Raw genomic sequence first — 12,689 nt, 5'->3', positions numbered from 1 at the left:
TACTACCTCGCTTTTGGCTATGCAGAGTTTTGCTGTTGACGACCTTTTTTAAATAGCTCCCTAAAAATTGGGTAAATATCTTCAACGCTTTGAATATGCTGTATGGCGAAATTATTATGGCTGTGTGTTATAGATTCATATTCGCGCCATAGGCTTTGATGAGCACGAGTGGTTATTTCAATATAAGCAAAATAGCGTACTGCGCTTAAGAGCTTATTACGTAATATTTCACCACACTGCGGCGTGTCATCCGCCCAGTTATCGCCATCAGAGGCTTGTGCGGCGTATACATTCCACTCATTTGCGTGATAACGCTCTTTTATTATTTCGTTCATTAATTTAAGAGCGCTCGAAACAATGGTACCGCCAGTTTCTTGGGAGTAAAAAAACTCTTGTTCGTCAACTTCTTTAGCCTGTGTGTGGTGGCGAATATAAACAACTTCTATGTCTTTATAGCTGCGTGTTAAAAATTGATAGAGCAAAATATAAAAACGCTTTGCCATGTCTTTTGTTGGCTGATCCATTGAGCCTGACACATCCATAATACAAAACATCACGGCTTTGCTGGTGGGGTGAGGGCGCTTTTCGTAATTACGAAAACGTAAATCGTAGTTATCAATAAACGGAACCGACTTAATTTGCACTTTTAATGCTGCAATTTCTTTTTGTAATAAAGCAATTGCCGCTTTATCGTTATGTGGACCAGCAAGCAGCAGAGCAAGTTGTTCTTCGAGCTCTTTTAAACGGCGTTTTTTACCTGCACTCATGGCAACACGCCGTGCAAGCGAGCCTTGAAGAGAGCGTACAATGTCAATATTACTTGGCATGCCGTCGCTACAAAAACCTGCGCGATGGGTTTTCATTTGCACTAACTTATCAAGCTGGTTCTCTTGTAAGTTAGGAAGTTCTAGATCTTCAAACAGTAAATCAAGGTATTCATCTTTTGATATTGAAAATACAAACTCATCTTGTCCCTCGCCCGAATCGCTGGCGTCACCTTCACCGGCACCACCGCCTTGTCCGCCTTTAGGGCGCTCAATTTTATCACCTGTAGAAAACTGATCGTTACCAGGGTGAATTTGTTCTCTATTCCCGCCTTGCCCTTGATGAAATGTAGGTTCGCTGATATCGCGTTGTGGAATAGAAATACTCTCACCAGAGCTTGAATCGGTAACGCTGCGTTTGTTAATCGCATCTGAAACCGCTTCTTTAATTTGTTTTTTATAGCGCCTAATAAAGCGCTGGCGATTAAGCGTACTTTTATTTTTTCCGTTTAAACGCCTATCTATAAAATGCGCCATATTGACCTCCTATATACTACGACTATGAAGGTTATTGCGATTTTCTAACCCGTAAATACCACTCAGAAAGCAAGCGAACTTGTTTTTGTGTATAGCCTTTTTCGACCATACGGTTCACAAAGTCTTCGTGCTTTTGCTGATCCTCTGCAGACGTTTTAGTATTAAACGAAATAACAGGGAGTAAATCTTCGGTATTAGAGAACATTTTTTTCTCAATCACCGTGCGTAGTTTTTCGTAGCTTGTCCATAGTGGGTTTTTACCGTTGTTGTGTGCACGGGCACGCAGTACAAAGTTCACTATTTCATTACGAAAATCTTTAGGATTAGAAATACCCGCTGGCTTTTCTATTTTTTCAAGTTCAGCATTTAGCGCTGCGCGGTCAAATAGTTGCCCTGTATCGGGGTCGCGATATTCTTGGTCTTGTATCCAAAAATCTGCATAAATAACATAACGGTCAAAAATATTTTGTCCGTATTCTGAGTACGATTCTAGATAAGCGGTTTGCAGTTCTTTACCTATAAACTCGACATATTGTGGAATTAAATAGCCTTTTAAAAAGCTTAAATAACGCTCTTCTATTTCACTTGAAAATTGCTCGCGCTCTATCTGTTGCTCAAGCACATAGAACAAATGCACCGGATTTGCAGCAACCTCAGTGGTATCAAAGTTAAACACACGGGACAAAATTTTAAACGCAAAGCGGGTAGAGAGCCCCGTCATACCTTCATCAACACCTGCGTAATCACGATACTCTTGATACGATTTTGCTTTAGGGTCGGTGTCTTTTAGGGTCTCGCCATCGTATACCCGCATTTTAGAATAGATACTTGAATTTTCTGGCTCTTTTAAACGTGATAGCGTCGTAAATTGCGCCAATGTTTTGAGTGTACCCGGTGCACATGGCGCGTTGTATAGCTCGCTGTGCTCAAGTAATTTGTCGTAAATTTTAATTTCTTCAGTCACACGTAAGCAATAAGGGACTTTTACAATATAAACACGGTCTAAAAATGCTTCGTTGTTTTTATTGTTTTTAAAGGTTTGCCACTCAGACTCATTAGAGTGAGCGAGGATCATGCCATTAAAGGGCAGGGCGCTAATACCTTCTGTGCCGTTATAGTTACCTTCTTGGGTGGCGGTAAGTAAAGGATGCAGCACTTTAATAGGCGCTTTAAACATTTCTACAAATTCCATCAGCCCTTGGTTAGCTAAACATAAAGAGCCAGAGTAGGCGTATGCATCAGGATCGTTTTGGGCAAAGTGCTCAAGCTGGCGAATATCGACCTTACCAACCAGTGCTGAAATATCTTGGTTGTTTTCATCTCCTGGTTCGGTTTTGGCAATGCCTATTTGGTTTAAAATAGAAGGGTAGCGTTTAACCACTCTAAACTGGCTAATATCACCATTGAATTCTTTTAAGCGTTTGCCAGCCCAAGGCGACATAATGGTTTTTAAGTAGCGCGGTTTAATACCGTATTCTTTGCTGAGTACGTCTGCATCTTCGATAGGATCAAACAAGGAGAGGGGGTGGTCGTTTACAGGAGACCCTTTAATTGAATAAATAGGCACTTGTTGCATTAAATACTTTAGTTTTTCAGCAATGGATGATTTACCCCCACCAACAGGTCCAAGTAAATAAAGCACTTGTTTGCATTCTTCAAGCCCTTGGGCGGCGTGTTTTAAATAAGAGACTATTTGCTCAATGGCGTCTTCCATACCATAAAAATCAGCAAAGGCAGGGTAGCGTGCAACTACTCTATTAGAAAATAACCGGCTTAGTCGTGCATCCGTTGCGGTATCTACCATGTTTGGTTCGCCAATTGCCATGAGTAGGCGTTCTGGTGCGCTGGAGTAGGCAGACTTATCGGTTTTACAAATCTCAAGAAATTCAGCGATACTGTATTCTTCTTCCTGTGCCGCTTCGTATCGTGCTTGGTAATGCTCAAAAATCGTCATAATAACCTCCGAAACCCGCTGTAAAAAGGTGCTTACCTTTTAAAGTCTAGTCACGAATGTATATTTTTGTGCAATAAAATTAAAAATTTAAGTGAAAAAAGATCATGTTACTAAAAGCGTTTTATTAAATGATGAGGCGCTTAGGTGTGATAAACAACAAACAAAAAAAGACGCCTAAGCGTCTTTTTTACATTAGCGTTTAAAGGCTAATTAAGCGAAGTTAGCGTTCGCGAATTCCCAGTTAACAAGCGACCAAAAACCTTTAAGGTAATCTGGACGAACGTTACGGTAATCGATGTAGTAAGCGTGTTCCCATAAATCCACTGTAAGGATTGGAGTAACGCCATCATCAGTTAATGGTGTAGCAGCGTTAGATGTATTAACGATGTCTAGTGAACCATCAGCAAGCTTAACTAACCACGTCCAGCTTGAACCAAAGTTATTTACTGCTTTGTCATTTAATGCATCTTTAAACGCATCAAAAGAACCCCATTTAGCGTTGATTGCATCAGCAACTGCGCCAGTAGGCTCGCCGCCGCCGTTTGGAGATAAGCTGTTCCAGTAAAAAGTATGGTTCCAGATTTGTGCTGCGTTGTTAAATACGCCGCCTTCTGATGAACATACGATCTCTTCTAGAGATTTGTTTTCAAACTCAGTACCAGGGATTAAACCATTAAGCTTAACCACGTAAGTGTTGTGGTGTTTGCCATGGTGAAACTCTAGCGTTTCTTTTGAAATATGTGGCTCAAGTGCGTCGATTGCATATGGTAGTGACGGTAGTTCAAATGCCATTTTTTTATCTCCATCTTCTTTGGTTGATAGTCCATTTGGTAATACGTAATGCCTGTTGAAACAGAGCAGTTACCTATACCAAGCGGTAATATAGTGTTACTATAATTGTTGAGTATTTTACTCAAGTTTAAGCAAACAGCAATGCTATTGCGAAAGACTATTTCAATTGCGGCTTTATTTGCCCATTTTAAGTTATATATTTGTGGTCACGATGAGTTATTTTCAAGACCTAAATATATTTAGCTATCGTTACTTTGAGGTTGTAGATGGAAACCATTGATAAAATTAAACAGCAAATTTCAGAAAATCCAATAATCCTTTTCATGAAAGGGTCACCCAAATTACCAAATTGTGGTTTTTCTTCACAAGCATCGCAAGCGTTAATGTCATGTGGTGAACCATTTGCATACGTTGATATTTTACTTAATCCAGACATTCGTGCTGAGCTTCCAGCATACGCAAATTGGCCAACATTCCCACAACTTTGGGTAGATGGCGAATTAGTTGGTGGTTGTGACATTATTATCGAAATGTTTCAACGCGGTGAATTACAGCCGTTAATTACAGAAACTGCTGCTAAATATAAAGAAGCTGACGCAGAGTAATTTATTACTCAACCTGAACTCAGGTTATTAAGCTCTTTAAACACAAAGCCACTTTTTAAGTGGCTTTGTTGTTTTTAACTCTTATGAATTTACGAATAAGGAAGGCTCACTTGTACGTTTAAGCCGCCCTCTATTTTGTTATGTAAACTTATATGCCCTTGGTGCGCTTCTGCTATTTCTCTGCATAAAGCTAGCCCTAAACCACTCCCCGTACTTTTTGTAGAATAAAAGGGCACTAAAGCATTTGCCATTACTTGCTCGCTCATTCCTTTGCCGCAGTCGCTTACATTTATAACACATGCTTGGGGTACAAACTCGACCTGAATATGTATTTCACTGGCGTTGGAACCTGACTCGTGTGAATTTTTTAATAGGTTTATGAGCAGCTGCTCGAGTTGTGTTTGATCAGCTTGTAATTCATTGTGTGAATTTTTTATTTCGTAGCTAAATTGCCAGTGGTTTTTTAAATTATTGAGGGTGTTTTGCCAGTTAACTAGCGTTTTTTGTGGCTGCGGTAATTTAGCAAACTTGCCATAGCCTTGTACAAATTCAGTTAAGTGACTAATTCGCTCATCAATAGTTGCAAATACACGGGCAAGACGAGGCTCATCAACTTTATTTGCGAGCAATTGTGCGCTGTGTAGCATGGATGACATAGGGCCGAGTGAATTATTTAATTCGTGGCTAATAATGCGTATTACTTTTTTCCACACCGCAACTTCTTGGCGACTAAGTTCACGGGTTAACTGTTTAAATATATATAAATGATGCTTTTGATTATTGAGTAAAAACTCCCCAGTGGCTAAATGCCAAGTTTGCGAGTCTTGATTCTCTATTTCTATATTAAAGAGGCCATCAATACCGTGCTCTATAGCTGCTACTAATTGCAGAGGCGAATTTTCGAGTAATTTACTTAGTTGCATACCTTCAAGGCGAGTTGCGCTATTAAATAAACTACGGCTAATTAAATTACTAAATACCACCGTATTATTATCATTGACCAGTAATAACGCTTGCGGCGAGCTTTGCAATACTTTATCAAGCATTAACTCGCGCTGGTAAATCCATTGTTTTTCTTGGCGAAGCTGTTTTGCGGTTTGATTATAAAGTTGGCATAGTTTTCCAAGTTCATCATTACTTTTATACGCTAGTAAGCTGGAGAGCTCACCATCTTTAAAATTAAGTAATCCTGTTTCAAGCGATTGCATGCCAAGCTTTATTGGCTTGGTGAGAGTTCTTGAAAGCAGAGTGCTAAATGTAAGCGTTAGTAATATTAAAAACAGAGTGTAGTAAATATCAAAGCCACTTAGCGCGGCAATAATAACAATAGGCAGCGCGCTACAAAGCCCGCAAATTAATACAACCTTTTGGCTTAGGGTAAAGTTGCTAATAATGTTTGGCATTAATAATCAATACCCATTTTTTGTAATCGACGATAAAGCGCTTGTCGGCTTAAACCAAATTCACGGGCCACTTTGGCTATAACACCTTGATGAGCGCGCATTGCGTGTTCTATTTCCTGTTTGGTCGGCTCTGCTTTTGCTTCTTGTTGAGCAGTGACCGGTGACGATAGTGCAAAGTCATCGACTGTAAGCGCACCTGTAGGTTTTAGTACCGCTACACGCTTACAAGCGTTTTCTAGCTCTCGAACGTTACCTGGCCATTTGTAGTGTTGAAGTGCTTGCTCTGTGTTTATAGTCAGCTCTCGGTGAGGTAAAAAATGGCTAATAAGTGCTAAAACATCATCTTGTCTTTCGCTTAGGGAAGGCACATTGAGCTCAATTACATTAAGGCGATAATATAAGTCTTCCCTAAATCGACCTTGCTCAATTGCTTGTAGTAAGTTTTCGTTAGTGGCCGATATAACCCGCACATTTACCTTTCGTGTTTGTGTTGAGCCTAAACGTTCAAACTCGCCGGTTTGTAGTACACGTAGTAATTTTATTTGTCCTGAAAGTGGTAAATTACCAATTTCATCTAAAAATAACGTACCGCCATCAGCTGCTTCAAATCGACCAATACGTTGTTTGGTTATCCCCGTATATGCACCGGCTTCAGCGCCAAAAAGCTCGGCTTCTATAAGTTCTTGCGGTAGTGCACCGGCGTTTACCTTAATAAAAGGCTGCGATACAAGCGGGGAGTTTTTTTGAATAATATGCGCAATACACTCTTTGCCACTACCATTAGGGCCTGTAATTAATGCAGATATATCAGATTTAGCCACTTGAAGCGCCATAGTAACCAGTCGTTCCATCGCAGTACTTTTAAATATTAGCCCAGCAAGGTCTGCATTTTTAAATGTACCTTCACGTTCTTGTTGATGGCGATTATGCGTCGCCATTATTTTTTTAGCACTGCCTAGCTCTATTAAATTACTGATACAAACTAGTAGTTTTGCATCATCCCAGGGTTTTGGTAAGTAATCAGCAGCACCGGCTTTTACAAGCTCAATGGCGGTGGCAAGTTCGGTCCAGGCTGTAATAAGTATAATAGGTAGGTGTGGGTTTATTTCTCGTAGTTCATAAAACAACGCTTTACCTTCTTCGCCAGAGGTGGTGTCGCTGGTAAAGTTCATGTCTTGAATTACAAGCTCAATTCGTTGATAGCGAACTATTTGCAGAGCATCAAACGGATTTGTTGCAGTGACTACCGAAAAGTCGTGGATCTCGAGCAACAATGAAAGTGCGTCGAGTACTGCTTGGTTATCATCAACAATGAGTATTTTATGAGTCATAGGTTATTTTTATAATTTTTTGATGGCTACACTGCCTTACTAAGCAGTGTAGCATAGTGATTTACATATAATTAAATAGTGCGAGTTGCAATACTGGGCGAAATATTGGCAGCGCGTTTAGCCGGCGCTAATACTGCAAGTAAACTCATTAAAAATACGGCAATGGCGGTAACGGCTATATAACTTGGCGGTAGTGCGGCTACAGAAAAATACTGCATTAACATTTTCCCAAGTAGTATTGCTGTTACTACACCTAAGGCTAAACCTAGGCTACAAATTAATGCATTTTCTACTAAAAAGTAGCTAACAATAGCTGACTTTCTTGCGCCAAGTGCTCTGCGTGTACCAATTTGCTTAGTACGTTTGCTAATATTAAATAAGGTTAAGCCAAAAATACCGAGAGCGGTTATAAGCACTAAAATAGTGATTAATACTATGAGCATGCGCATCATAAGGCGATCTTGAGCGGTATACTCATTTTTTAATTCATCAAGCCCTTTAATGTTGTTAATAACGCGTTTGCTGTAATTTTCGAGCATGGCATTTTCTATTTCTTTCATTACAGCTGCTCGCTGACCAGGCTTAGTACGAACGGCAACTTGTGCATAACTTGCTGCTTTAATATAAGGAATTAACGCAAGATTATCGGGTTTACTGTCTTTGAGCCACGGGCCTTTCATTTTTCCGATCACGCCAATAATTTTAAGTGGTAGGTCGCCAAAATAAACTATTTTTCCTAAACCATCTCCATCAGGGTAGAGCTCATCAAGTAAGGCTTTAGTGACTATAGTGACGTTGGTGCGCTTTTGTGTAATTTCGTTTGTAACGAGCACTTCATCTTCGGTAAAGTTTCGCCCTGCAATTAAGTTAACGCCGTAGGTATTAATTGCGTGGTCATCTATAAAAAAATAAGCGGTCCTGACACTTAGGCCTTCTTGTGGGGCAGGTTTTAAATTAAAGCTCGAAGCGCTGCCACTCCCTGATAGTGGAATACTACTGCTTAATGCGGCATCGACCACGCCTGGCATTTTTCTAAGCATGCTTTCATCAAGCTCAAACTGCTGACTTAAGTTAATATCAGTACCAAAGGTCATTACATTAAACTTAAATATATCTTGTTCAGGGTAGCCCGTTTCTTGGTTTAAATAGCTAATTCTATCTTGAATAATAAACGCAGCGTTACTGACTATAGCTGTGGTAATTGCAATTTGAATTAGCAGTAATACAGCGCCCACCTTTGAGCGGCATAAGGCGTTAAATATAGGTTTTATTTCTAACATTGTGACATTCCTTATTGGCTCTTAAGATAAATAGCAGGATTGGTTTTACACACTAACCAAGCTGGGTATAAACCAGCTAAAATGCAGGTTGTAATTGCAATCAATGGGGCGCTCAATAGCATGGTTAAATCCATTGTCGCTAAGTTTTCATAGTAGTCGTAGCTTTGCCCTACGCCCATTAAGCCAAGTTGTGCTAGTACAATTCCTAGCATGCCACCTATAAAGCCAAGCATGGCGACCTCAACTAAGTGCTGTAAAAATATTTGCCTTTTACTAGCACCTAATGCGCGTCTTACACCTACTTCTGGCGCTCTGCGTAAAAACTTAGCTAAAAGTAAACCTAAAATATTGGCTAAGCAGACACCTAAGAACATAAAGCTCAGGCCCACTAAAATTTTATTGTCTTCGGTGACGACGTTGTTATATTGCATCCATTGGTTTACATCGCGAAGTTTATACTCAAGTTCTTTACGATTAAATCGTCCACGTTTATGTTGTTCTTGCATATAGGCTAATAAGTAATTTTGATAGGCTTGTTTTTGTGCAAGCGTATTTAGCTCTGCCCAAAACTGGATCCATACTTGCTCAGATTGCAGTTTATCTGCAAAGGTTGGTGTGTTTTCGTGTTTCCATCCATTGCTATTGCCCCAACTTACGAGCTCTTTTGTCTTTATTAAGCTAAAGGGCATAAATAACTCTTCTACTTGATTAAATGCACCGTTATTTAAATCATAATATTTAATATTGAGAGGCCAATGTTTAATAACACCAACTACTTGATAGCTTGCATCATCTAAGTAAATCAGTTCTCCGACAGAGTTTTTTCCAGCAAATAGTTTATCGTTTATCTCTTGGGTAATAACAACCACAGGTGCGGCAGAGTCTTCTTGCTCTTTGCTCCAAGCCCCCCCGTATAAAAATGACAAATTAAACATGCTAAAAAAGTCAGGCGTTGTCATGCGAGCATTACCTATAAAAGGTTTTATTTTGTCGGAGTCTAAATAAACTGAAAAGCCGGTACGCATCATAGCCACTTTTTTCTCTGACGTGGGTGCGTTTAATAAGTTCTCTGCATCTTGATAGGTCAGTTGCAGTGGCATGTTATCTTCTGTCCACCACGTACTACCATCGTCCATTGTTTGTAATTGCACACTGTAAAGTTGGCTGCTTTTTTCAGGGATAGGATCGGCTGACATCATGTGATAAACACTAAGGCTGGTCATTGTTATGCCTATACCTATCGCAATGGCAAGTACCATTAAAAAGCTAACCAGTGGGGTGCGCTTGAAGCTGCGCCAACTTAAATCTAAATAATGAATAAACATTAGTTAAACCCCCGTTGCTATTTTTATAGTTTGCGAGCCCTGATAAAGCGTAAAGTCGGCAAGTTGCCCATCAACTACTTGAATATTACGCGGAGCACGGCGGGCTAATTCGCTATCATGCGTTACCATTACAATAGTGGCACCGTCGCGATTGATTTGTTCAAGTAACTCCATAACTTGGCGAGCCATTAAGCTGTCAAGGTTACCTGTTGGCTCATCGGCAAGTAAAAAACGAGGTTCACCAGCAAGCGCACGAGCTATTGCCACACGTTGTTGCTGGCCACCAGAGAGTTGTTGAGGTAAGTGTTTAGCGCGAGATGCTAAACCAACTTGTTCAAGGCATTGCTCAATTCGACGTTTTCGCTCATTTGCTTTAATCCCTCTGTAGCGAAGAGGAACTTCTATGTTTTCATATAAATTTAAATCGGGGATCAAATTAAAGCCTTGGAATATAAAGCCAATTTTTTGATTACGTAAATCAGCACGTTGGTTATCGTTTAGGCTGCCAACATTAACGCCATCTAACAGGTACTCACCTTCGTTAAAAGGCTCGAGCATACCTGCAATATTTAAAAAGGTTGTTTTTCCTGAGCCGCTAGGACCGGTAACAGCAATAAATTCGCCTTCGTTTACTTGCAGGTTAAAGTCTCGAAGCGCATGGGTCTGTACCATTTCTGTTTGGTATACTTTACTTACATTGTTCATTTGTAACATGGTTGTTCCTAATTATTTTTAGTGTTGGTTGAGAACGTCTGTTTAATTTAATAAAATCGTATCGGCTTGCTTAAAGTCGCTGTAGCTTGAAATAATAATTTCATCGTTTTCTTTAACACCGCTTAAAAGTTCAACCGCATTAATGCTGGTGGCGCCTATTGTAATAGGTATGCGCTTTGCAATATTGCCTTCTACCTTATAAGCAAAAATTCCGCCTTGCTGCATAAAAGCGCCGCGTTTTACCTGCATTACACCTTCTCGGTTGTCGAGTAAAATACGTGCAGTTAAGCGTTGGTTTTGACGAATGTTGTTAGTAACACCTTTAAATCGGACGCGTGCTGTTACTTCACGATTATTAACTTCTGGTGATATGGCGGATAAATTCCCCACCACTGTTTCATTGCCTAACTTAAGCTCTACTTCCATACCGAGCCCTAATTCGTTTGCGTAACTTTCAGGTACTTGAAGTTCCGCTTCAAAATTACTTAAGTCGACGAGAGTCATAAGAGGTTGGCTTTGCGTCACTGCGGCTTTTTGTTGCACTAATAGGTTACCCACGATCCCTGTAACGGTAGCTTTAATAGATAGGTTGCTTACTTTTCGGATTAAGTCATCAACAATAAGTTGTTGGCGGGTTACATCACTTTTAGCAGCTTGTAGTTCAAAAGCGAGCGTGTCTTTGGCAAGCAATACCTCTTGCTGCGCATGCTTATAGGAGAGCTTAGCACGTGATAAATCATCAACTGCTTTTTCAAGATCAATTTGGCTAATTAAGTGCTTTTGAATTGATAACTGCGCCCGGCGATTTTCGCGCTCAGCGGCGTTAAGCTCAACTTGTGCCATATCGAGTGTTTTATTTAAAGTGAGTGTTTGGCGTCTTGCTTGCAAATGCTGCCTTTGCTGCTCGCCTTGTAGTCGTTTAAGCACAGATTCTTGTTGCTTTAATTCGTTAGTTAACTCAGGGCTTTGTAGCAGGGCAAGTGTGTTGCCTTGCTTTACTGTATCGCCGGCCTTTACTTTTAAATCTATAAATCCACGTTCTGGACTGTAGATTTTAGGAGCATTAGCAGCAACAATTTTACCACTGGCGGCAATGTCTCGAATGAGCGCTTTAACATGTACTTTTGCAACCTGTACTTTTGAGCGGCTAATAGAGCTTTTAGCGCTATGGTTAGTTAAAAAAATATAAGCAACTGTAGAGACCACAATGAAAACAATCGCAGTGATTATCGCGTATTTTTTATAGCTTATAGGTGCCTTTACTTGTACGTCTTGTGCGCTGGTATCTTTAATCATTTAATTCCCCCTACATTGCTTTTATGTATTTTTCGCACAGCAGTAATAAAGCTGCTGTGCAAATGGCGGCAATAGGAGAGAGCAAAAATAAGCTTAGAGTAAACATGGTAATTCCAATTAGCGATTATATGTAAAGCTATACGATTAATATGCCAACTATTATCACATTGATATTAAAGTGTTTTTTGTTTTTTGTTCATGAAAATGATGTCCGCGGACAGTTTTTATGTCCGCATCGGACACCGCTTTAAATAAAAATTCACTATTAATGTACAAAAAAGGACATGAACTTTCATAACTATACTAATGAGCAGCAATAATCGGGGATGTTAAGCCATTAAAGTAATGAAATAGCATAAAACTATCTAAATGTTAACTGAATAGCCCTTCATTTGTTGAATACTTATTCACTTTTGCTCGCCTTTACGTTTACGTAAGCTGCACCTTTGGGTGCTTGTGTTTTTTACAATATGTTAAACTTGACACCAGTGTCATGAAAAAATAGTGGTTAAAATAACGCTAAATGTTAAAAATAATGATAAAAAGAAATCTTGCTATGAAGTGAGAAATATTCAAGAATGTGAATATGTATTCAAAGTGCTATTGACTCTATTTAAGATAGAGGCTAGTTTTGTCCGTCTGTTAGCAAATCGTCGAGCAGTTCATCCACGCTAACAGTGCAGCAAGG

Annotated in this window: 10 protein-coding genes; 1 reads left to right on the top strand and 9 read right to left on the bottom strand. The window is 39.8% G+C overall.

Annotation, left to right across the window (positions count from 1 at the left end; translation table 11 throughout):
• Positions 1-17: 17 nt before the first annotated feature.
• From H5126_RS08655 to H5126_RS08645, 3 genes are all read right to left on the bottom strand, one after another.
• Positions 18-1,301: a YeaH/YhbH family protein gene (locus tag H5126_RS08655; RefSeq protein WP_007375849.1), complete on the bottom strand. Its 1,284-nt coding sequence runs from the start codon at positions 1,299-1,301 to the stop codon at positions 18-20.
• 31 nt (positions 1,302-1,332) lie between these two features.
• The gene (locus tag H5126_RS08650; protein ID WP_182720078.1) at positions 1,333-3,255 is read right to left on the bottom strand and encodes a PrkA family serine protein kinase; all 1,923 of its coding nucleotides are present in this window, start codon (positions 3,253-3,255) and stop codon (positions 1,333-1,335) included.
• Positions 3,256-3,465: 210 nt separating this feature from the next.
• A complete protein-coding gene (locus H5126_RS08645; protein ID WP_002960323.1) occupies positions 3,466-4,047 on the bottom strand; it encodes a superoxide dismutase in 582 nt (193 codons plus the stop codon).
• Positions 4,048-4,313: 266 nt separating this feature from the next.
• Here H5126_RS08645 and H5126_RS08640 point away from each other — a divergent pair, with 266 nt between their 5' ends.
• Positions 4,314-4,652, top strand: a complete 339-nt coding sequence (locus H5126_RS08640) for a Grx4 family monothiol glutaredoxin (RefSeq protein ID WP_004335359.1) — start codon at positions 4,314-4,316, stop codon at positions 4,650-4,652.
• Between the two features lie 89 nt (positions 4,653-4,741).
• Here H5126_RS08640 and H5126_RS08635 read toward each other — a convergent pair whose 3' ends face one another.
• The 6 genes from H5126_RS08635 to H5126_RS08610 all read right to left on the bottom strand — a co-directional run bounded on the left by H5126_RS08635 (position 4,742) and on the right by H5126_RS08610 (position 12,001).
• Positions 4,742-6,055: a PAS domain-containing sensor histidine kinase gene (locus H5126_RS08635; protein WP_182720077.1), complete on the bottom strand. Its 1,314-nt coding sequence runs from the start codon at positions 6,053-6,055 to the stop codon at positions 4,742-4,744.
• Positions 6,055-7,386: a sigma-54 dependent transcriptional regulator gene (locus tag H5126_RS08630; protein WP_182720076.1), complete on the bottom strand. Its 1,332-nt coding sequence runs from the start codon at positions 7,384-7,386 to the stop codon at positions 6,055-6,057. Before H5126_RS08630 ends, H5126_RS08635 begins: the two co-directional genes overlap by 1 nt.
• 71 nt (positions 7,387-7,457) lie before the next feature.
• On the bottom strand, positions 7,458-8,666 hold the full coding sequence (locus H5126_RS08625; RefSeq protein ID WP_182720075.1) for an ABC transporter permease: 1,209 nt from the start codon (positions 8,664-8,666) through the stop codon (positions 7,458-7,460).
• 11 nt (positions 8,667-8,677) lie between these two features.
• Positions 8,678-9,991, bottom strand: coding sequence for an ABC transporter permease (locus H5126_RS08620; protein WP_182720074.1), 1,314 nt, complete (start codon positions 9,989-9,991; stop codon positions 8,678-8,680).
• 3 nt (positions 9,992-9,994) lie between these two features.
• Positions 9,995-10,705, bottom strand: coding sequence for an ABC transporter ATP-binding protein (locus H5126_RS08615; RefSeq protein ID WP_024597400.1), 711 nt, complete (start codon positions 10,703-10,705; stop codon positions 9,995-9,997).
• A gap of 42 nt (positions 10,706-10,747) precedes the next feature.
• Positions 10,748-12,001 carry an efflux RND transporter periplasmic adaptor subunit gene (locus H5126_RS08610; RefSeq protein ID WP_182720073.1) on the bottom strand — a complete coding sequence of 418 codons (1,254 nt, stop codon included), beginning with the start codon at positions 11,999-12,001 and terminating at the stop codon, positions 10,748-10,750.
• Positions 12,002-12,689 lie beyond the last annotated feature (688 nt).

It is taken from the genome of Pseudoalteromonas sp. SG45-3, assembly GCF_014164075.1.
Lineage (GTDB): Bacteria > Pseudomonadota > Gammaproteobacteria > Enterobacterales > Alteromonadaceae > Pseudoalteromonas > Pseudoalteromonas distincta.
The sequence above is the reverse complement of the archived record's forward strand: the minus strand, read 5'-3'. Positions and strand labels throughout refer to the sequence as shown.